This is a genomic window from Pantoea sp. GCM10028869 (assembly GCF_042666835.1).
GTDB classification, from domain to species: domain Bacteria; phylum Pseudomonadota; class Gammaproteobacteria; order Enterobacterales; family Enterobacteriaceae; genus Pantoea; species Pantoea leporis.
Window position 1 is genome coordinate 129081 of sequence record NZ_JBHTGO010000004.1, and the last position, 22002, is coordinate 151082.

General features: G+C 56.9%; 16 protein-coding genes. 13 read left to right on the forward strand and 3 right to left on the reverse strand.

All coding sequences use genetic code 11. The annotated features are described in order from the left end of the window. Positions 1 to 145 precede the first annotated feature (145 nt). The 13 genes from ACFQW4_RS11955 (at position 146) to ACFQW4_RS12015 (ending at position 20292) form a co-directional block, all read left to right on the forward strand. Complete coding sequence (locus ACFQW4_RS11955) at positions 146 to 5032, forward strand: alpha-2-macroglobulin (RefSeq protein ID WP_377725526.1); 4887 nt, start codon at positions 146 to 148, stop codon at positions 5030 to 5032. Positions 5033 to 5038: 6 nt separating this feature from the next. After that, positions 5039 to 7363, forward strand: coding sequence for a peptidoglycan glycosyltransferase PbpC (gene pbpC / locus ACFQW4_RS11960; RefSeq protein WP_377725528.1), 2325 nt, complete (start codon positions 5039 to 5041; stop codon positions 7361 to 7363). Between the two features lie 168 nt (positions 7364 to 7531). Continuing rightward, on the forward strand, positions 7532 to 7963 hold the full coding sequence (gene ndk, locus ACFQW4_RS11965; protein ID WP_007884899.1) for a nucleoside-diphosphate kinase: 432 nt from the start codon (positions 7532 to 7534) through the stop codon (positions 7961 to 7963). Between the two features lie 188 nt (positions 7964 to 8151). Next, positions 8152 to 9321, forward strand: a complete 1170-nt coding sequence (locus tag ACFQW4_RS11970; RefSeq protein WP_007884898.1) for a bifunctional tRNA (adenosine(37)-C2)-methyltransferase TrmG/ribosomal RNA large subunit methyltransferase RlmN — start codon at positions 8152 to 8154, stop codon at positions 9319 to 9321. Between the two features lie 75 nt (positions 9322 to 9396). Then, positions 9397 to 10131 (forward strand): type IV pilus biogenesis/stability protein PilW, encoded by a 735-nt coding sequence (gene pilW / locus ACFQW4_RS11975; protein ID WP_101763485.1) that lies wholly within the window; start codon positions 9397 to 9399, stop codon positions 10129 to 10131. Then, a complete protein-coding gene (rodZ, locus tag ACFQW4_RS11980) occupies positions 10121 to 11137 on the forward strand; it encodes a cytoskeleton protein RodZ (protein ID WP_377725531.1) in 1017 nt (338 codons plus the stop codon). The genes pilW and rodZ overlap by 11 nt, the downstream gene beginning before the upstream one ends. A gap of 38 nt (positions 11138 to 11175) precedes the next feature. Beyond that, positions 11176 to 12297 (forward strand): flavodoxin-dependent (E)-4-hydroxy-3-methylbut-2-enyl-diphosphate synthase, encoded by a 1122-nt coding sequence (gene ispG / locus ACFQW4_RS11985; protein WP_101763487.1) that lies wholly within the window; start codon positions 11176 to 11178, stop codon positions 12295 to 12297. A 105-nt stretch (positions 12298 to 12402) separates the two neighbouring features. Continuing rightward, positions 12403 to 13677: a histidine--tRNA ligase gene (hisS, locus tag ACFQW4_RS11990; protein ID WP_354468006.1), complete on the forward strand. Its 1275-nt coding sequence runs from the start codon at positions 12403 to 12405 to the stop codon at positions 13675 to 13677. A 39-nt stretch (positions 13678 to 13716) separates the two neighbouring features. Beyond that, positions 13717 to 14334 carry a YfgM family protein gene (locus ACFQW4_RS11995; protein ID WP_101763489.1) on the forward strand — a complete coding sequence of 206 codons (618 nt, stop codon included), beginning with the start codon at positions 13717 to 13719 and terminating at the stop codon, positions 14332 to 14334. Positions 14335 to 14353: 19 nt separating this feature from the next. After that, the gene (gene bamB, locus ACFQW4_RS12000; protein ID WP_110866466.1) at positions 14354 to 15535 is read left to right on the forward strand and encodes an outer membrane protein assembly factor BamB; all 1182 of its coding nucleotides are present in this window, start codon (positions 14354 to 14356) and stop codon (positions 15533 to 15535) included. A 178-nt stretch (positions 15536 to 15713) separates the two neighbouring features. After that, positions 15714 to 17204: a ribosome biogenesis GTPase Der gene (gene der, locus ACFQW4_RS12005; protein ID WP_101763491.1), complete on the forward strand. Its 1491-nt coding sequence runs from the start codon at positions 15714 to 15716 to the stop codon at positions 17202 to 17204. Positions 17205 to 17298: 94 nt separating this feature from the next. Further along, positions 17299 to 17526: a zinc ribbon domain-containing protein gene (locus ACFQW4_RS12010; RefSeq protein ID WP_210081469.1), complete on the forward strand. Its 228-nt coding sequence runs from the start codon at positions 17299 to 17301 to the stop codon at positions 17524 to 17526. A gap of 327 nt (positions 17527 to 17853) precedes the next feature. Next, positions 17854 to 20292 (forward strand): glucose/quinate/shikimate family membrane-bound PQQ-dependent dehydrogenase, encoded by a 2439-nt coding sequence (locus tag ACFQW4_RS12015; protein WP_336768670.1) that lies wholly within the window; start codon positions 17854 to 17856, stop codon positions 20290 to 20292. 87 nt (positions 20293 to 20379) lie between these two features. On the opposite strand, the gene ACFQW4_RS12020 is transcribed toward ACFQW4_RS12015, so the two are convergent. From ACFQW4_RS12020 to ACFQW4_RS12030, 3 genes are all read right to left on the reverse strand, one after another. Beyond that, entirely contained in the window at positions 20380 to 20562 is a 183-nt protein-coding gene (locus ACFQW4_RS12020; RefSeq protein ID WP_045814915.1) for a general stress protein, read from the reverse strand. Between the two features lie 103 nt (positions 20563 to 20665). Continuing rightward, entirely contained in the window at positions 20666 to 20992 is a 327-nt protein-coding gene (locus tag ACFQW4_RS12025; protein WP_101763494.1) for a protealysin inhibitor emfourin, read from the reverse strand. After that, positions 20977 to 22002, reverse strand: coding sequence for a M4 family metallopeptidase (locus ACFQW4_RS12030; RefSeq protein ID WP_377725537.1), 1026 nt, complete (start codon positions 22000 to 22002; stop codon positions 20977 to 20979). The genes ACFQW4_RS12025 and ACFQW4_RS12030 overlap by 16 nt, the downstream gene beginning before the upstream one ends.

Genomic DNA, 22002 nt, shown 5'->3' on the forward strand with positions numbered 1-22002 from the left:
CAACCTCTTCTCAGCAAACGGGAAACGACCAGTCTCCGGGAATGTGAACGCTATCTCAAGGGTGTGATTGCTAAAGTTGGCGGGTTGATGTGAAATTGCGCGGAATGACGTTTTCTTAACTTCTGGGACTGGTGAGGGAATTACCATGGCAAAACGTTTTAACCGGCTGCTGCTCAGCGCGCTGATCGGTGCTGGATTACTGGGCGGCGGGACCTTGACGATACACGCGGAGGAAGCGGCAACCGCAACAGCAACGCAGAAATCGCTGTCGGTTATCGATCTCTCCGAGCTGCAACTCGACGGCGCCGCCGCGCTGGTGTTGACCTTCAACACGCCGCTTGAAGCGAAGCAGAATTTCGCTGCGCGCGTGCAGATTATCGATGAGAAAAGCGGCAAGGTTGATGGCGGCTGGGAGCTGGCGCCAAACGGTAAAGCGTTGCGTTTTCGTCATCCTGAACCGTCGCGCAAGTTGACGGTTAATGTCGATGCCGGTCTCAAAGCAGCCGATGGCAGCACCTTATCGAAATCTTTTAGCCAATCGCTCACCACGCGCGATATCCAGCCGATGGTGGGTTTTGCCAGTCGCGGATCGCTGCTGCCGCTGCGTCTGACGCAGGGATTGCCGGTGCTGGCGCTGAATGTGAATAACGTCGACGTCGATTTCTTCCGCGTGAAAAGTGCCTCGCTGGCCGATTTTCTGGCGCAGTGGAATTACGGCAACAATATGTCGTACTGGGAATCACGCGAGCTGCTGAAAAATGCCGATCTGGTTTACGGCGCCCGCTTCGATCTTAATCCGGCACGCAACACGCGCGAGAAAATGCAGCTGCCGCTGGGCGATGTCGATGCGCTGAAGCAGCCGGGCGTTTATCTGGCGGTGATGAAACAGGCCGGAACCTACAACTACACGCAACCGGCGACACTGTTTACGTTGAGCGACATCGGTTTGTCGCTGCACCAATTTCCCGAACAGCTGGAACTGTTTGCCCAAAGCCTGACCAATGGCGCGCCGTTGGATGACGTTAGCGTGCAGCTGCTGGATGAAAAAGGAAAACAACTCGCCAGTGGCACCAGTGACAGCAACGGTCATTTGCGCCTACCGGCAAATGCTAAAGGCAAGCTGCTGCTGGCGACACAAAAGGACCAAACCTCGCTGATCGATCTTAATCGTCCGGCGCTGGATCTGGCGGAGTTCCCGATTGATGGACCGCAAGGCTACGACAAACAGTTGTTCGTATTTGGTCCGCGCGATCTCTATCGTCCGGGTGAAACGGTGATCGTCAACGCGCTGCTGCGTGATGCAGATGGCAAACCGTTGCCGCCGCAGCCGGTGAAAGCCGACGTGGTGCAGCCGAATGGCGAAGTGTCGCAGACCTTTGTCTGGCAGCCGGAGAACGGCGTCTATCAACATCGCTTCGCGATACCGGCTGCGGCGATGACCGGTGATTGGACGCTGCGCATCAACAGTGGCGACAACCAGCCGCGCAGCTGGCCGTTCCACGTCGAAGACTTCCTGCCGGAGCGCATGGCGCTGGATTTGACCAACAGCGCGCAGCCGTTGGCGCCGGATGAGGACGTCACCTTTGTTGTTGAAGGCCGCTATCTGTACGGCGCGCCGGCTGCGGGTAACGAGCTGCAAGGGCAGCTGTTCCTGCGTCCCGCGCGTGAAGCGGTGGCCGCGCTGCCTGGCTATCAATTTGGTGACATCACTGAAGAGCTGAAACGTTCGCTCGATGATGTGGATGAGAAGCTGGATGAGAGCGGCAAGCTGCAGCTTAACGTTGAGAGCAGCTGGAAAGAGATCCATTCACCGCTCAATCTGATTCTGCAAGCCAGCCTGCTGGAAGCCGGCGGCCGTCCGGTGACGCGCCGCGCGACTCAGGCGATTTGGCCGGCAGCGGCGCTGCCCGGCATCCGTCCGCTGTTTAACAGTGAATCGGTATATGACTATCGCAGCGATCGTTATCACGATGAGCCGACCGTGGCAGAAAACAGCCTCGCGGAATTCGACGTGGTCTACGCCAATCCGCAGGGCGAAAAACTGGCGGCGTCAGATCTTGATGTGCGCCTGATCCACGAACGCCGCGACTATTACTGGAGCTTCTCTGATAGCGAAGGCTGGCAATCGCGCTTCGATCAAAAGGATCTGCAGGAGGATCAGCAGCGCATCTCTATTGCGGCGGGCGGCAACCAAAAAGTGAGTTTCCCGGTGGAGTGGGGCACCTATCGCCTGGAAGTGCATGCCGGCGACAATATCATGAGCAGCGTACGCTTCCAGGCCGGATATGGGTGGCAGGACAACACCAACGGCACCGGCGCGCTGCGTCCGGATCAGGTCAAACTGAAAATTGATAAAACCGCCTATCAGGCGGGCGACACCGCGCATGTGCAGGTGGAATCGCCTGCTGCCGGCAAAGGCTATCTGATGGTGGAATCCAGCAGCGGCACGCTGTGGTGGCAACCGCTGGAGGTTCCGGCGGGCGGCGTAACCATTGATGTACCGATTAGCGACAGCTGGCAGCGACACGATCTCTATCTCAGCGCCATCGTGGTGCGCGACGGCGACAAGGCCAGCGGCGTCACGCCGAAGCGCGCGGTGGGGTTACTGCATCTGCCGATGGCGACCGAAGCGCGCCGCCTCAGCTTAGCGCTCGACGCGCCGGATAAGATCCGTCCTGAGCAGACGCTAAAAGTGCAGGTCAAAGCCAGCCGTGAAGGTGGCGCATTACCAAAACAGGTTCAGGTATTACTCTCGGCGGTGGACAGCGGCGTGCTTAACATCACTGACTACAAAACCCCGAATCCGTGGGAAGCGTTCTTTGGCCGCAAGCGTTATAACGCCGATCAATACGATGTGTTTGGTCAACTGATTGAAGGCGGTGGCAAACTGGCCGCGCTGCGCTTTGGTGGTGACGCCGACGATGCGGATACGCTGTCGCGCGGCGGCAAAAAACCGGTCACCGACGTGCAGATCGTGGCGCAGCAGTTGCAGCCCGTAACGCTGGATGCCAATGGCGAAGGTACGCTGGAACTGCCGATTCCGGCGTTTAATGGCGAATTGCGTTTGATGGCGCAGGTGTGGAGTGACGACAGCTTCGGGTCGGCCGATCGTAAGCTGGTGGTTGCCGCGCCATTGATCAGTGAACTGGCGACGCCGCGCTTCCTGGCCAGCGGCGATCAATCTACGCTTGCGCTGGATCTCACTAACCTCACCGATCAACCGCAAACGCTGAAAATCAACGTCAGCGCCAGCGGCCAGATCGCCCTGAACAGCAACATCCCTGCCAGCGTGCAGCTGGCGCAAGGCGCGCGCACCACCTTGCAAATTCCGGTCAGAGCGCTGGGCGGCTTCGGTGAAGGCGAGGTACAGGTCAGGGTTTCCGGCATGAGTTTACCGGGTGAAACGCTGGCAGCCAGCGAGCGTAAATGGAAAATTGGTGTGCGACCGGCGTATCCGGCACAAACGCTGAGTTTCGATAACGTGATGCAAACCGGCCAGAACTGGCAGGTGATGGCCAGCGCCTTCAATGGCTTGCAGCAGGATACCTTGAGCGGACAGCTGTCGCTCAGTAACCGTCCACCGCTGAATATCGCCAGCTATATCCGTTCGCTGTATGCCTATCCTTATGGTTGCCTTGAACAGACCGCCAGCGGTATTTGGCCGTCGGTGTTCACCAATCATGCGCAGCTGACGGCGATGGGCATCAAAACCAGTAACGATGAAGCGCGTCGCGCCTCAATTGATACCGGCATCGCGCGTCTTGCCGGCATGCAGCGCGGCAACGGCAGTTTTGGTTTGTGGAGCAAGGAGAGTCAGGAAGAGTTCTGGCTGACGGCTTACGTCACCGATTTCCTGCTGCGCGCCAGCGAAGCCGGGTACAGCGTGCCGGATGGCGTGATTACCCGTGCCGACGAACGTCTGCTGCGCTACCTGCAGGATCCCGCGCAGATCGAAACCAGCTGGAGCAGCGATGCCGATGGCTTGCGTTTCAGCGTGCAGGCTTATGCCGGATTGGTGCTGGCGCGTCAGCAGCAGGCGCCGCTCGGTGCGTTGCGTGCGCTGTATGAAAAGCGCGATCGGGCTAAATCGGGCTTGGCGATGGTGCAACTTGGCGTGGCGTTGAAGCTGATGGGCGATCAACAGCGCGCGCAACTGGCGCTGGCGCAGGGCATTGGCCTGGAACGTAAACCCAACAGCTGGCTCGGCGATTACGGCAGCCCGGTGCGCGATCGCGCGCTGATTCTGTCGCTGCTGACAGAAAACCAGCTGCTGCCGGAGATGCAAGGTCCGTTGTTGATCGAGCTGGCAAAAGCCGTGCACGGACAGCGCTGGTTCTCGACCCAGGAAAACAACGCGTTGTTCCTCGCCGCTCGCACCTTGCAGCAGCACAAAGGTGAAAGCTGGCAGGCGACCCTGCAGGGTAAAGCGGAACCGCTCAGCAGTGATCAGCCGCTCAATATTGGCATGACGGAAGATCAGCTGCGTCAGGGCGTGTCGGTGAAAAGCGACAACGCGTCGCCGCTTTACGGCACGCTAAATGTGGTGGGCTATCCGCGCACCGCACCGTCGCCGATGAGCAACGTGCTGCAGATCAGTCGTGAGTACTTCACGCTGGAGGGTAAACCGGCGGATCTCACCAACCTGAAAAGTGGCGAGCTGCTGGTGGTGCGGCTCAACGTCGCGGCCAGCGAGCGCGTCAGTGATGCGCTGGTGGTGGATCTGCTGCCTGCCGGGCTGGAGCTGGAAAACCAGAACCTGAGCGACAGCAGCGCCAGTTTAGGCGACAGTGCCGATGCGCTGAAAGAGAGCATGATGGATATGCAACAAGCCAACATCAAGCACATCGAATTCCGTGACGACCGCTTCGTCGCCGCGCTGGCGCTCGATGGCTACACGCCGGGCACGCTGCTGTATCTGGCGCGAGCGGTGACGCCGGGCAGCTATCGCCTGCCGCCGCCGCAGGTGGAATCGATGTATGTGCCGGAATGGCGCGCGATTGGCAGCACGCCGGAAAAACTCAATGTGCGTTAAGCATTGATGTCTGGAAGTAAGCGACTAAAGCGGTGGCGCTGGCTGCCGCTTTTTTTACTGCTGCTGCTGGCCGCGCTGTGGCTACTGGATCGCCTTACACCGCTACCGCTGCATGAGTTACAGCCGGCGCGCGTGGTGGTGGCCGAAGACGGTACGCCGCTGTGGCGCTTTGCTGACCCGCAAGGCATTTGGCGCTATCCGGTGACGCTGGAGGATGTCTCGCCTGCCTATATCGAGGCGCTGCTGACCTACGAAGATCGCTGGTTCTGGCATCATCCCGGCATCAATCCGATGGCGATTATGCGTGCAGTCGGGCAGAACGTGCTGCATCACGGCGTGGTCTCCGGCGGTAGCACGCTCACCATGCAGGTGGCGCGACTTATCGATCCGCAACCGCGCACTCTGCGCGGCAAAGTGGTGCAGGCGTGGCGCGCGCTGCAGCTTGAATATCATCTCTCAAAACGCGACATCCTCACGCTGTATCTCAATCGCGCCCCTTTTGGCGGCACGGTGGAGGGCGTTGGCGCGGCGAGCTGGATGTGGCTGGGGAAACCGCCTTCGCAACTTACCCAAGGTGAAGCGGCGCTGCTGGCGGTGTTGCCACAGGCACCAAGCCGCCTGCGTCCGGACCGCTGGCCTCAGCGCGCCGAAGCAGCACGCAATAAAGTGCTGGATCGCCTCGCGCAATATCACGTCTGGTCAGCGCAGGTTGTCGCCGAGATCAAACAAGAAGCGGTGTGGCTGCCGCCGCGCCAAATGCCGCAACGTGCGCCGCTGCTGGCCCGACGCCTATTGTCGCTGTCACCCGATACCAAAATCACCTCAACCATTGATGTGTCGCTGCAGCGCGAACTGGAGAATCTGGCGACGTCGCTGAAAAACAACTTACCGCCGCGCACCTCGCTGGCGCTGCTGGTGGTGGATCACCAAAACATGAAAGTGCGCGGCTATGTCGGATCGGTGGATTTCAATGACGACAGCCGTTTTGGTCATGTCGATATGATCTCGAGCGTGCGATCGCCAGGATCGGTGCTGAAGCCTTTTGTCTATGGCATGGCGCTGGATGATGGGCTGATTCATGGCGAATCACTGCTGCAGGATGTGCCGCGCCGCTTCGGTGACTATCGTCCCGGCAACTTTGACTCGGGCTTTCACGGGCCGGTGAGCGCCAGCGCTGCGCTGGAGCGATCGCTCAATCTCCCGGCGGTGCAGTTACTGGATGCGCTGGGGCCAAAAAGTGTCGCTGCGCGCTTGCGTAACGTGGGATTAAATCTGCGCTTTCCCGCTGGCGCAGAGCCCAATCTGTCGCTGGTGCTGGGCGGCACCGGCGCACGCATGGATGAGATTGTGGCGGCCTACAGCGCCTTTGCCCGTCACGGCAATGCGACGCAGTTGCGCTGGCTGACGACACAGCCGCTGCAGGAAAGGCCGCTGTTGTCGCCGGGCGCGGCATGGATTGTGCGGCGCATTCTGGCTGGCGCGGCGCAACCTCCGGCCAGCGGCGCGGTGGCGGAGATTGCGCCTTTGGCTTGGAAAACCGGTACCAGTTACGGCTACCGTGATGCATGGACGATTGGCATCACGCCGCGCTATCTGATTGGCGTGTGGGTTGGGCGGCCGGATGCCACGCCGGTCGCCGGGCAATTTGGTTTTGCCTCGGCGGTGCCGGTGATGAATCAGGTCAATAATGTGCTGGCGGGACATATGCCGGTGAGCGGTGCGCCGCGCGATCCGCGTCCGCTTGCGGTCAGCGCCATGAGCATTTGCTGGCCTGGCGGTCAGCCATTGCCTCCCGGCGACGAAAACTGTCGCCAGCGTCGTCAGAGTTGGGTGTTGAATCAAACTGTGCCACCGACGCTGCTGGCGCCGGGGCAGGAAGGCATCAATGGCTTGCGTCAGCGCTACTGGCAGAACAGCCGGGGATGGCGTGTGGCGGCAGATTGCCCGGATGCACAAAGTCGGGAGCGCCTGATGTGGCCGCTGCCGCTTGAACCCTGGCTGCCGGTTGCTGAACGCCGTGCGCAGCGCTTGCCGCCGATCGATCCCGCTTGTCCGCCGCGCAATCAGGGCAATGCGCCGCCGATGGTGATTACTGGTGTGATCAACGGCCAGCGCGTACAGCCGCTGCCGGGTAAAGTGGTGCTGGTGATGCCGGTTGCGGTGCAGGGCGGGCAAGGTGAGCAGCGCTGGTGGTTCTTAAACGGACAGCCGCTGGAGCGGGACGCGAATGATAAGAGTGCGGCGCTGGTGCTGGATGAGCCGGGCAGTTATCAATTGGTGGTGATGGATGAAGCGGGGCAACTCTCATCGGTGGCCTTTACGCGCGGTTAAGTGCATGGATATGGCATACTTTTTGCCTGCGCGCCCCGACAAAAATCAATTATTTTCAATAATTCCGCCAATCGCTAATAGGCAACGCGCTGCGATATCCCTATAATCGGCGCGTTTTCTTACCGGGAGGAGCTCCCGGATTCTTCAGGATGCTAACTAGAGGTCAACATGGCAATCGAACGTACTTTCTCAATCGTGAAACCAAACGCCGTCGCTAAGAACGTGATTGGTGCAATTTATAACCGTTTTGAAAGCGCGGGCTTCAAAATCGTTGGCGCAAAAATGCTGCACCTGACCAAAGAGCAGGCTGAAGGCTTCTACGCTGAGCACAAAGGCCGTCCATTCTTTGATGGTCTGGTTGAATTCATGACTTCTGGTCCGGTTGTGGTTTCTGTACTGGAAGGCGAAAACGCCGTTCAGCGTCACCGCGATCTGATGGGTGCAACTAACCCAGACAACGCGCTGGCAGGGACCCTGCGTGCGGATTACGCGGACAGCTTCACCGAGAACGCGACCCACGGTTCTGACTCTGCTGAATCTGCAGCACGCGAAATCGCGTACTTCTTCGCAGAAAACGAAGTCTGCCCACGCACTCGCTAAGTGCGTTGATGGCCTGAGCGGACACCCGTCTTTACAGCTGTTCAACCTCTGTGAAACGGTTCCCCTGGCATCATGCAGCAGATGTAGTACAATTATGCGCCCTTGTTGAGCCAGCCTCAGCGAGGGCGCTGTTTTTTTCCTACTATTAACCAGAGCCGTAACGTGTAACAACGAGGCCAGAGAACATTATGTCCGAACAGATTGTGACGCCGTCGTCCGCTTCCCCCGTGGTTGTTTCCCCAAAAAACGAAAAAATTAACCTGCTGGATCTTAATCGTCAGCAGATGCGCGAATTCTTTCTTGAGATGGGCGAAAAGCCGTTCCGTGCCGATCAGGTCATGAAGTGGATGTACCACTACTGCTGCGATGATTTCGAGCAGATGACCGACATCAACAAAGTGCTGCGCGGTAAGCTGATGCAGCGCGCTGAAATCCGTGCGCCGGAAGTAGCGGAAGAGATGCGTTCCACCGATGGCACCATTAAATGGGCGATTCGCGTGGGCGACCAGCTGGTTGAAACCGTCTACATCCCGGAAGCGGATCGCGCAACCCTGTGCGTTTCTTCACAGGTAGGCTGTGCGCTGGAGTGCAAATTCTGTTCGACGGCGCAGCAGGGCTTTAACCGCAACCTGCGCGTATCAGAAATTATCGGCCAGGTATGGCGCGCCGCGAAAATCATCGGTGCCGCGAAAATTACCGGTCAGCGCCCGATCACCAACGTGGTGATGATGGGCATGGGCGAGCCGCTGCTGAATCTGAACAACGTGGTGCCGGCGATGGATATCATGCTGGACGACTTCGGTTTCGGCCTGTCAAAACGTCGCGTTACGCTGTCAACCTCTGGCGTGGTGCCGGCGCTGGATAAGCTTGGCGACATGATCGACGTAGCGCTGGCGATTTCACTGCACGCGCCAAACGATGCGATTCGTGATGAGATCGTGCCGATCAACAAAAAGTACAACATCGAGACTTTCCTTGCGGCGGTCAAACGCTACATCGGCAAGTCCAACGCCAATCAGGGCCGTGTGACCATTGAGTATGTGATGTTGGATCACGTCAATGACAGCACCGACAACGCGCATGAACTGGCGGCACTGCTGAAAGAGACGCCGTGCAAAATCAACCTGATTCCGTGGAACCCCTTCCCGGGCGCGCCGTATGGTCGTAGCTCCAATAGCCGTATTGACCGCTTCTCCAAAGTGCTGATGGATTACGGTTTCACCACCATCGTGCGTAAGACCCGTGGTGATGATATCGACGCCGCTTGTGGTCAGCTGGCGGGCGATGTGATTGACCGTACCAAGCGTACGCTGCGTAAGAAAATGGCGGGCGAAGCCATCTCTGTGAAGGCGCTCTGAAAGCCAGCGCCTGCTGATATTCAGCGGGCGTAACTCATGTCAGTCTCTCCGCATATTTTTCATGGAGAGACTGACATGCGTAAAGGATTATCCGCCGCGATTCTGGCTGGCTTTGTTGTAACCGGTTGTGTCAATCACCCTGCAAAGCAGAGTGCAGCGGATATCCGTCTGCAGCTCGGATTGCATTATCTGGCGGTGAAGGATTATGCCGCTGCACAGCGCAATTTATTGCGTGCTCAGCAGGCAGCGCCGAAAGATTATCGCGTGCCGTTGGCCCTGGCCCGTGTGGCGCAGGCGCAGCAGAACAGCGCACAAACCCGCTGGCACTATCAGCGGGCGCAGCAGTTAGCGCCGCTGAATGGTTATGTGGCTAACAATTACGGTGCGTTTCTCTGCGGTTTAAGGCAGTATGACGAAGCGCATCAACAGTTTAAGCTGGCAATTGAGGCGCAGGAAATCGATGCTCGTCAGGATGCATTCCTGTTTTCGGGCTATTGTTACCTGCAGGCTGATGAGAGTGCCGCAGCGCGCGAGCAGTTAGGTTACGCGCTGGATGCCGCACCGGAGCAGGGCAGTCAACTGCTGAGGGAAGTGGAAAGGCGGCTTGAACAGCAGGAACAGCAGTCGGTTCCGCTGCTTTTAGAAGTGTACCACCAGCGTTTGCCCGCAACGGCAGAGAGCCTGTGGTTACAGATACGTTTCGCCGCGCAACAGGGAAACGCTGCTGACGTTACACGTTATGGCGACCGGTTGGCGCGAAGTTTTCCACAATCGATACAGTACCAGCGTTATTTAGCTAATGAATACTGAAGCCACTCAAGAGAATTCTGCAGTACATTCCACAGGTGAACGCCTGCGTCTGGCCCGTGAGCAGATGGGGCTGACCCAGCAAAACGTCGCTGAACGCCTGTGCCTGAAACTTACTACCGTGCGTGATATTGAAGAGGATAAGTCACCTGCTGATTTGGCTTCGACATTCCTGCGCGGTTACATTCGCTCCTATGCCCGTCTGGTGCATGTGCCGGAAGATGACCTGCTGCCGATGATGGCAAAACAGGCTCCGGTGCGCGCTGCCAGGATCGAGCCGATGCAGAGCTTCTCATTGGGTAAGCGTCGTAAAAAGCGCGATGGCTGGCTGATGATCTTCACCTGGTTGGTGGTTTTCGTCGTAGTCGGTTTGACCGGTGCGTGGTGGTGGCAGAACCATAAAGCGTCACAGGCTGATTTGGTGTCGATGGCCGATCAAAACGGCAGCGGCGACAATAGCCAGTCCATTCCATTGGGCGACAACAGCACCGACAGCAATACCGATGCGGACACTAACGCTGCCGGTACGCCAGTCGATAACGGTGCTGGCGCAGCGGCCACGCCTGAAAGCAACGCCGGCGCACCTGCGTCGAGCATGAGCAACAATGTGCAAACCACCGGCAGCGACAACGCCGTGGTTTCGCCAAGCCAGGCTCCGATTGATACAACGCCGCCAGCGGCGACCTCTCCGGCGCCAGCAAACAGTGTTCCTGCTGGTCAAATGCCTACCGCGAATGCGGCAGTCAGCCAACCGGCAGGCGATCCGAATGCCATCGTAATGAACTTCAAAGCCGACTGCTGGCTGGAAGTCAGCGATGCGACCGGCAAGAAGTTGTTCAGCGGTTTGCAACGTAGCGGCGGTAAGCTGAGTTTGTCCGGAACGGCTCCGTATCGTCTGAAAATTGGCGCACCGGGTGCGGTTGACGTGCAATATCAGAATCAGCCCGTTGATTTAAGTCGTTTTATCCGTAATAACCAGGTTGCCCGTCTGACGCTGGGTGCGCAATAACGCGCAGCGCGCTTTCCGGGTAATTGTGGAGAGAGAATATGCATAACGAAGCACCCATCATCCGTCGCAAATCAACACGGATTTACGTCGGCAAGGTGCCAGTTGGCGATGGTGCGCCCATCGCCGTTCAGTCAATGACCAACACCCGCACCACTGACGTGGACGCCACCGTTAACCAGATTCGCCAGCTTGAGCGCGTCGGGGTTGATATCGTGCGCGTCTCCGTTCCCACTATGGATGCGGCTGAAGCCTTCAAACTGATTAAGCAACAAGTCAACGTGCCGCTGGTCGCGGACATTCACTTTGACTATCGCATCGCACTGAAAGTCGCTGAATATGGCGTGGATTGTCTGCGTATCAATCCAGGCAACATCGGCAACAATGAGCGTATTCGCCAGGTGGTGGATTGTGCGCGTCATTACAACATTCCGATCCGTATCGGCGTTAATGCCGGTTCGCTGGAAAAAGATCTGCAGGAAAAATATGGCGAGCCAACGCCGCAGGCGCTGCTCGAATCCGCGATGCGCCATGTGGATCACCTCGATCGCCTCAACTTTGATCAGTTCAAAGTGAGCGTCAAAGCCTCTGACGTCTTCCTTGCCGTTGAATCCTATCGTTTGCTGGCGAAAGCCATCGATCAGCCGCTGCATCTCGGTATCACCGAAGCGGGCGGCGCGCGTGCGGGTTCCGTGAAATCGGCGATCGGTTTAGGTTTACTGCTGGCCGAAGGCATCGGCGATACGCTGCGTATTTCGCTGGCGGCCGATCCGGTTGAAGAAGTGAAAGTCGGCTACGATATCCTCAAATCTCTGCGCATCCGCTCCCGCGGCATCAACTTTATTGCCTGCCCGACCTGTTCGCGTCAGGAGTTTGATGTCATCGGTACGGTCAATGCGCTGGAAGAGCGGCTGGAAGACATCATCACACCGATGGATATTTCCATTATCGGTTGCGTGGTGAACGGTCCGGGTGAAGCGACAGTTTCTACCCTCGGCGTGACCGGCGGAGCCAAGAAAAGCGGCTTCTACGAAGATGGTGTGCGCCAGCGCGATCGTCTCGATAACAACGACATGATCGACCAGCTGGAAGCGCGTATTCGCGCTAAAGCCAGCATGCTGGATGAAAGCCGCCGTATCAACGTGCAGCAGCTGGAAAAATAATCGTGGCGCGCGCCAGTCGCGTGCCAGTTTGTGATTGAACCTGTGCGGTTTCATCCTCATAAGGTATGATGCCGCTCAGGTTTTTTTGTCTTAAGAGATTCTAACGTGGCGAAGAATATTCAAGCGATTCGCGGGATGAACGATTATCTGCCGGCGGATACCGCGATTTGGCAGCGTATTGAAGGCACCCTTAAGCAGGTGCTGGCCAGCTATGGTTACAGTGAAATCCGTCTGCCAATCGTTGAGCAAACCCCGTTGTTCAGCCGCGCGATCGGTGAAGTCACCGACGTGGTTGAGAAAGAGATGTACACCTTTGAAGACCGCAACGGCGAAAGCCTGACGCTGCGTCCGGAAGGCACTGCAGGTTGCGTGCGCGCCGGTATCGAGCACGGTCTGCTGTACAATCAGGAACAGCGTCTTTGGTACACCGGCCCGATGTTCCGCTACGAGCGCCCGCAGAAAGGTCGTTATCGCCAGTTCCACCAAATGGGTGTCGAAGTCTTCGGCCTGCAAGGCCCGGACGTAGATGCTGAGCTGATCATGATGACCGCGCGCTGGTGGAAAGCGTTAGGTATTGCCGAGCATGTTGAGCTGGAGCTGAACTCTATCGGTTCGCTGGACGCGCGTGCCAACTATCGCAGCGCGCTGGTGGCATTCCTTGAGCAACATCAGGACGTACTCGACGAAGATTGCAAACGCCGCATGTACACCAATCCACTGCGCGTGCTCGACAGCAAAAATCCTGACATCCAGAAACTGTTAAACGATGCGCCAACGCTAGGCGAATTCCTTGATGAGGAGTCACGCGAGCACTTCAGCGGCCTGTGCGCCTTGCTGGACGACGCGGGCATTAACTATCGCATTAACCAGCGCCTGGTGCGCGGCCTCGATTACTATAACCGTACCGTGTTTGAATGGGTGACCAGCAGCCTCGGTTCGCAGGGCACCGTGTGCGGCGGCGGACGTTACGATGGTTTAGTTGAACAGCTGGGTGGACGTGCCACGCCAGCGGTTGGTTTTGCCATGGGTATGGAGCGTCTGGTGTTGCTGGTGCAAGCAGTTAATCCAGAATTTGAACCGACGCGCATTGTTGATGTCTATGTTATCGCTTCGGGGCAGGGCGTTCAGTCCGCCGCGATGCAACTGGCGGAAAAACTGCGTGATGCTGATCCGGCACTGAAGATGATGACCAACTTTGGTGGCGGTAACTTCAAGAAGCAGTTTGCCCGTGCAGACAAGTGGGGCGCACGCATTGCGCTGGTGCTGGGCGAAGATGAAGTGAAAGCGGGCCAGGTTGTGGTGAAAGACCTGCGTACCGGCGATCAACAGACGCTGGCTCAGAGCGACGCCGCTGCGACGTTGCGCACGCTGCTGCAGTAAGCGCAGCACTGCAACAGCCATTTTAAAGAGAGGGATTGCGTGGAAGTTTACAGCAACGAAAACGAACAAGTTGACGCGCTGCGTCAGTTCTTTGCCAACAATGGCAAATTCCTGGCCGTTGGCGTAATCATCGGTATCGCTGCGCTGGGTGGCTGGCGTTTCTGGTCCAGTCATCAGGAAGGCACCGATAAAGCGGCATCAGCAGAATATCAACAACTGACCAGCGCGATGCAGGCGGACAAGCCTGATTCGCTGGAAGCGGTCGCCACTTTCGCCAGCGAAAACAACAACACCTATGGTGCGTTGGCTTCGTTGGATCTGGCTAAGCAGTATGTTGAAACCAATCAGCTCGATAAAGCTATCACTCTGTTACAGAGTGGGCTGAAAGATACCAAAGATGCCAACCTGCAGGCGGTGATTAACCTGCGTCTGGCTCGCATTCAGTTGCAGCAAAGTCAGGCCGATGCCGCACTTTCTACCCTTAACAATGTTAAAGGTGATGGCTGGACAGCCATTGTGGCGGACATTCGTGGCGAAGCACTGCTGAGCAAAGGCGATAAGCAGGGCGCGCGTGATGCCTGGAGCAAAGGTGCTGAATCGCAGGCCTCTCCTGCGCTGAAGCAAATGCTGCAGATGAAGATGAATAACTTAAGTTAAGCCAGTCAAGAGAGCGCACATGGAATTACGTAAATACCTGCTGCCAGGGCTGATTTCAGTCACTCTGCTCAGCGGTTGCTCGCTGTTCAGCGGCGAAGAAGATGTAGTGAAAATGGCCCCGCTGCCTAAAGTGGAAAACCAGTTTACGCCGCAGACCGCGTGGAGCACCTCGGTTGGCGACGGCGTTGGTGATTTCTATTCCAATCTGCATCCAGCCTGGCTGGACGGTACCGTGTATGCTGCGGATCGTTTTGGTGTGGTTAAAGCGCTTGATGCCAGCAATGGTAAAGAGAAATGGAAAGTCGATCTCTCTGAGAAAACCGGCTTCTTCTCGAAAAACATCTCGGCACTGCTCTCTGGCGGCGTCACCGCCAGCGGCGATCGCATCTACATCGGTAGCGAACGTGGTCAGGTATTTGCGTTGAATACCAGCGATGGTGGCATTGCCTGGCAGACCAAGGTCGCCGGTGAAGCGCTGTCGCGTCCGGTGGTGAGCGACGGTTTAGTGCTGGTTCACACCAGCAACGGTATGTTGCAAGGCCTTGATCAGAGCACTGGCGTGATCAAATGGACTGTTAACCTTGATATGCCTGCGCTGTCACTGCGCGGTGAGTCAGCCCCGACCGTGGCCTTTGGTGGCGCAATTGTGGGTGGCGATAATGGCCGCGTGAGCGCAGTCATCGTCAATCAAGGTCAGCTTATTTGGCAGCAGCGTATTTCGCAGCCAAGCGGCGCCACGGAAATCGATCGCCTGAGCGACGTCGATACTACGCCAGTCGTGGTAAACGGTGTGGTTTATGCGCTGGCGTATAACGGTAACCTCACCGCGCTGGAACTGCGTTCTGGTCAGGTGCTGTGGAAACGTGAGATTGGCGGCGTGAAAGACATGGTGGTGGATGCGGGTCGTATCTATCTGGTCGATCAGGATGACCGTGTGATTGCCCTGAATGCTGACGGTGGCGTAGCCATCTGGCGTCAAAGCGATCTGCTGCATCGTAATCTGACCTCGCCGGTGCTGTTCAACGGTTATCTGGTTGTCGGTGATAGCGAAGGTTATCTGCACTGGATTAACACCCTTGACGGCCGCTTCGTGGCGCAGCAGAAACTGGACAGCGATGGCTTCCAGACTGAACCGGTTGTTGCCGGTGACAAGCTGCTGATCCAGGCGAAAGGCGGAGAAGTTTACGCCATCACCCGTTAAGGATTTGGCTCTGCGGGAACGCGTTTCCCGCTCGCTTACACGGCTCCTGATTCGTCAGGGGCCGTTTCGTTTTTAGTCAGGCATGGTATTCTTTGCGCCTTCAGCCTGACGCCTGGCGTCAAATGTCGTTATAATCACGCCATTCGGGCGAATTATTTTAAAAACTGAGGCAAGTGTTATGGTACCTGTGGTCGCGCTGGTTGGGCGTCCCAATGTGGGAAAATCTACGCTATTTAACCGTTTAACACGCACACGTGATGCGCTGGTGGCGGATTTTCCTGGACTGACTCGCGATCGCAAATATGGTCGCGCCGAAGTGGAAGGGCGCGAATTCATTGTTATTGATACCGGCGGTATTGATGGCACCGAAGAGGGCGTAGAAAACCGCATGGCGGAGCAGTCGCTGCTGGCGATTGAAGAAGCCGATGTGGTGCTGTTTATGGTGGATGCGCGCGCGGGCGTGATGCCGGCGGATCAGCAAATCGCTAATCATCTGCGTGCCCGTGAAAAAGCCACCTTTGTTGTCGCCAACAAAACTGACGGTATTGACCCGGAAGCGGCGGTGCTCGATTTTTATGCGCTGGGCTTAGGCGAGATTCACGCCATTGCAGCTTCGCATGGCCGCGGCGTTAACAGCCTGTTGGAAACCGCACTGTTGCCGTGGATGGAAGAAATCGTTCCAGAAGTCGAGCTCACTGAAGAAGAAGAGAACGCTGCTTATTGGGCCGATTTAGAAGAAGAGAGTGAGAAGGCGCTGGAGGAAGAGGAAGAAGAAGATTTCGACCCAACCACACTGCCAATCAAACTCGCTATCGTTGGCCGCCCGAACGTGGGTAAGTCAACGCTAACTAACCGCATTCTTGGCGAAGACCGTGTCGTGGTCTTCGACATGCCGGGCACCACGCGCGACAGCATCTATATTCCGATGGAACGTGACGGACGTGAGTATGTCCTGATTGATACCGCTGGCGTACGTAAGCGCGGTAAAATCACCGAAACCGTCGAAAAATTCTCAGTTATCAAAACGTTGCAAGCGATCGAAGATGCTAACGTGGTAATGCTGGTGATTGATGCCCGTGCCGGAATCTCCGATCAGGATCTCTCGCTGCTCGGCTTTATCCTGAACAGTGGGCGCTCACTGGTGATCGTGGTCAACAAGTGGGATGGCATGACGCAGGAAGCCAGAGATGAAGTCAAAGAGATGTTGGACTTCCGCCTGGGCTTTATCGATTTTGCGCGCATCCACTTTATTTCCGCCCTGCACGGCAGCGGCGTCGGCAACCTGTTCGAATCGGTGACCGAAGCGTACGACTGCTCTACCAAACGTGTGGGCACCGCAATGCTGACGCGCATCATGACCATGGCCGCCGACGATCACCAACCGCCGTTGGTGCGGGGTCGCCGCGTGAAGCTGAAGTATGCGCACGCCGGTGGTTATAACCCGCCAATCGTGGTGATTCACGGCAACCAGGTGAAAGATCTGGCTGATTCCTATAAGCGTTACCTGATGAACTACTTCCGTCGTTCACTCAACGTTATGGGTACGCCGATTCGCATTCAGTTCAAAGAAGGCGATAACCCGTACGCGGGCAAACGCAACCTGTTGACGCCAACGCAGCAGCGTAAACGTCAGCGTCTGATGTCGCATCTGAAGAAGAACAAGCGTTAAGATGAGAAGGGCCCAGCAGGGCCCTTTTTTTTCACCTGTAACTTTTAGTGGCGCCATTTATGGCGGCCGCCATCCAAAGCGCAGAGGATAATGGATGAACTTTTCCTGCCCAACCTGTCAGCAACCACTCACTCTCAGTGAAACCGGTTTTGACTGCCCCAATTGTGAACGTCATTTCGATCGTATCGCCTTATGCCCGGATTGCCATCAGCCGTTACAAGTGCTGAAAGCCTGTGGCGCTGTCGACTACTTTTGTCAGCACGGCGACGGTCTCATCTCGAAAAAGCGCGTCGAATTTACGCCTGACTTTATCGCAGATTAAAAACTCCGGATTCCAAGCCTAAAGTTATTAACCAGTTACGCCTGGATTTGTAGCAAAAATGCTATTAACCAGTGACTGCCGCGTTATGGATATTCACTTTTTATTGTACCAGGTGGTACAATCCTGCCGCCTTGTCGCGAGAATCACTCTCACCTACGTTGTGTCCTCGCTCACAAGCGCCGAATCACGGGCATTGCACCCGTATCAATAGATATAAAATAAAGCGTAACGGAATAGTTCCTGTCTCCCGCTGCGGCTGGGGCCTTGTCATCGGCTGCCACAGATTTATCGGCGCCAGCGCTTTATTTTTTCAGGAGAGTTTTTGTTATGGCAGAAAATTCCGCTCGTCCCGGCAAAGGGTTGAGCATCTGGTCCGTACTGTTTGGCCTGGTCTTGCTGGCAATCGGCTTGTTCTTCGCAATCGGCGGCGGCAAGCTGGTCGCGCTGGGCGGCAGCTGGTACTTCCTCATCGCCGGTATCGTTATGTTGCTGTCGGCCATTCAGTTCTTCCGTCGCAAATCATCCGCCGTCACCCTGTTTATTCTGGTGTTTGCTGGCACGCTGATTTGGTCACTGTTTGATGCAGGCCTGCATTTCTGGCCGCTGGTCTCGCGCTTGATGGTGCCGGCCGGCTTGATGCTGTTTGCATTCCTCACCTGGCCAGCCCTGCGTAAAAGCGAAGGCAAAAGCTCCCTGGCGAAAATCTCTTATGTGCTGTCTGCGGTGATCGTGGTGGGCATGGTGGCGACTTTCGTGCAGATGTTCCAGCCGCATCCTACCGTGGCATTTGACGGTAAACAGCTGCCGCTGATTCCGGTCGATAAATCAAAACCTCAGCAAGACTGGAGCAGCTACGGCCGTACGCCGGGTGGCGACCGCTTCGCTGCCATCGATCAGATTACCCGCGACAACGTGAAAGACCTGCAGGTTGCCTGGACTTTCCACACTGGCGATACGCCAATCAGCCCAACCGGTAACGGTGCGGAAGATCAGCAAACCCCGCTGCAGGTGGGCAACACGCTGTTCCTGTGCACCCCGCATAACAATGTGATTGCGGTTGCCGCAGACAGCGGTAAGGAAATCTGGAAACGCGAAATCAACGCGCAGGCAGAAGTGTGGAACCGCTGCCGTGGCTTAGCCTATTTCGATGCGACTAAACCCCTGCAGCAGCCAACCGAGCCGGGTTCAACGCCGGTTACTGCCGCTGTGCTGCCTGCTGGCGACACCTGTCAGCGTCGTATTCTGATGAACACCATTGATGCGCGTCTGATTGCTATCAACGCCGACAACGGTGAGCTGTGCGACACCTTCGGTACGCACGGTGTGGTTGACCTGAAAACCGGTCTGGGCAGTGCGCCAGATCCGCAATATCAGTTGACGTCACCGCCAGCGATGGCCGGTACCACTGTTGTTGTGGGTGGTCGTGTCGCCGATAACGTACAGACCGACATGCCTGGCGGCGTGCTGCGTGGTTTTGACGTCATCACCGGTCAGATGCGTTGGGCGTTTGACCCAGGCAACGACGACCCCAATGCGGTGCTGATGCCGGGTAAAAATTACACCCGCAGTACGCCAAACTCGTGGGCGCCAATGTCTTACGATCCGGCAATGAACACCGTGTTCCTGCCGATGGGTAGCTCGTCAGTGGATCTGTGGGGTGCGAACCGTACCAAACTGGATCACACTTACGGCGCATCAATCCTGGCGTTGGATGCCACCACCGGTAAGCAGAAGTGGGTTTATCAGACCGTGCATAACGATCTGTGGGACTTCGACCTGCCAATGCAGCCGAGCCTGGTCGACTTCCCGATGAAGGATGGCACCAACAAGCCAGCCGTCGTTATCGGCGCGAAAACCGGCATGATCTGGGTGCTGGACCGCCTGACTGGCAAGCCTTTGACCAAAGTTGAAGAGCTGCCGATGCCGCAGGGTCACATCCCGAACGAGCAGTACACCAAAACTCAGCCGCACTCTGTGGAAATGCCAAATATCGGCAACCAGAAAATGACGGAATCGGATATGTGGGGGGCAACACCGTTTGATCAGCTGGCGTGCCGTATTGCCTTTAAAGGCATGCGTTACGATGGTCTGTTCACCGTGCCGGATACCGATAAATCCCTCAGCTTCCCAGGTTCATTGGGCGGAATGAACTGGGGCGGTATCTCGTTTGACCCGAACAACCAGTACATGTTCGTTAACGACATGCGTCTGGGCCTGTGGGTACAGATGATTCCACAAGACACCAGCAAAACGGCGGCCAGCAACGGCGGTGAAGCCATCAACACCGGTATGGGTGCGGTTCCGCTGAAAGGCACACCGTACGCGGTGAACAAAAACCGTTTCATGTCGCCGCTGGGCATTCCGTGCCAGGCTCCGCCGTTCGGTACGCTGTCAGCGATTGACATGAAAACCCGTCAGATCGTGTGGCAGGTGCCAGTGGGTACGGTAGAAGATACCGGTCCGTTTGGTATCAAAATGCGCGCGAAAATGCCAATTGGTATGCCGACCTTAGGCGGCACGCTGGCAACGCAGGGTGGCCTGGTGTTCATCGCGGGTACGCAGGATTACTATCTGCGCGCTTTCGATAGCTCAACCGGTAAAGAAGTGTGGAAAGCACGTCTGCCAGTCGGCAGCCAGGGCGGTCCAATCAGCTACGTTTCGCCGAAAACCGGCAAACAGTACATCCTGATCTCCGCAGGCGGTGCACGTCAGTCGCCAGACCGTGGTGATTACGTGATTGCTTACGCGCTGCCAGACAGCAAGTAAGTTAAAAAAGGAGAAAGGCCGACATCATGATGTCGGCCTTTTTTTTATCACCCTCCGTGGCACATCTCTTCCTTTAAGGCACCTTAATTACTGCTGCTTAGAAGGGCGACGGCTTTTTTGACCTCCTTTTCTTCCAGCTTCCCTGGCTCTTTCAGGATCGTTTCTGAAATTACCCCCACTGACTTTGCCGCCAGCGCTACCGGCTTCCCTGGCGCGCTCCGGGTCCTCTGCAAAGTTCCCGGCACCACCTCGTTGCTTTTTTTGTGTCATAGCAGAGACCTCATCTAAGGGTGTTTTCTTCGACGTGGACTAGCTAGCCACATAATGAGTATAGTCAATCAGTTACGCTCTGCCTTGAGAGATCTCCGATAACCTATTCACCGTCTCGCCACAGCGATTGCAGCTCGGGGGGCGCCAGTTGTTCGGGAATTAAAATCACGAAACTTCCCGCTTCGCGATGGGTAGCATAGGTGATTTGAATGCGGTAGTAGCGCTGATCGCCACGACCGACATTTGCCGCCTGATCTTCCGTTTCCCCCAAGGGCATTGCCTGTTCCAGCACCTCGCAGACGCGCTGCTTTTGCGGTTCCGGCAGTTCCGCCAGCGTAAAGCGCCGCTCTCCGCGCAGTTTAGGGATAAAAGCGATTCCGCCTTCCCGCGCCAGTTCGATGATTGCGTCATCGGTCAGTTGGATGTCCATGTTACGCCTACCTGCTGCCAGGCGGATTGGATCTTTTCCGCCACTGAGCTGTTGAATCGTTGATTGGCGTGCTGCACGGTAAAGCGCGCAAAGGTGCTGAAATCGGCATCCTGCGGCAGCGTTTTGTCGCACAGCGTGTCGTACCACGCTTGACCGGCCTGTTCCCACGCAAAGCCGCCCAGCGCTTTAGCGGCGAGGTAAAAGGCGCGATTGGGAATGCCGGAATTGAGGTGCACGCCGCCGTTGTCGTCACGCGTTTCGATGTAGTGCGCCATATCGGCCGGTTGCGGATCTTTACCCAGCACCGGATCATCGTAAGCCGTTCCCGGTGACGACATCGAGCGCAATCCGCGCCCGTTGATGCCCTGCGCCAGTAAACCTTCGCCGATAATCCAGTCGGCCTGATCGGCGCTCTGCTTGAGGTGAAATTGCTTCACCAGCGAACCAAACACGTCAGACATCGATTCATTCAGCGCGCCTGCCTGCTGGAAATAGATCAATCCCGCTTCGGTTTCTGTCACGCCGTGCGTCAGCTCGTGCGCCACCACATCCAGCGCGATAGTGAAGCGATTGAAAATCTCGCCGTCACCGTCACCAAACACCATCTGCTGCCCGTTCCAGAAGGCGTTCTGATACTCCTTGCCGTAATGCACGGTGCCATCGAGCTTGAGGCCTTTATTGTCCAGCGAGTTGCGTTGGTAGATTTGCCAGAAGAAATCGTAGGTAATGCCGAGATAGCTCCAGGCTTCTTCGGCTGCAACATCACCATTTCCCGGCTGGCCTTCTTCGCGCACCAACGTGCCGGGCAGATTTTGCGCCCCTTTGGCGTCATAGATAGCACGCAGCACCGTGCCTGGCTGAGTGGTGGCGGTGCTTGCTGGTTTAGCGTTATGTTCGCCCATCAGGTGCTGGACGTGGGTGAGGGTGCGGCGCGCGTAGTCTTGCTGCGCGCCGGAGCAGTTATCAATGATATTGCGCAGAATGTAGGGAGGAATAACGCTGTAAGACAT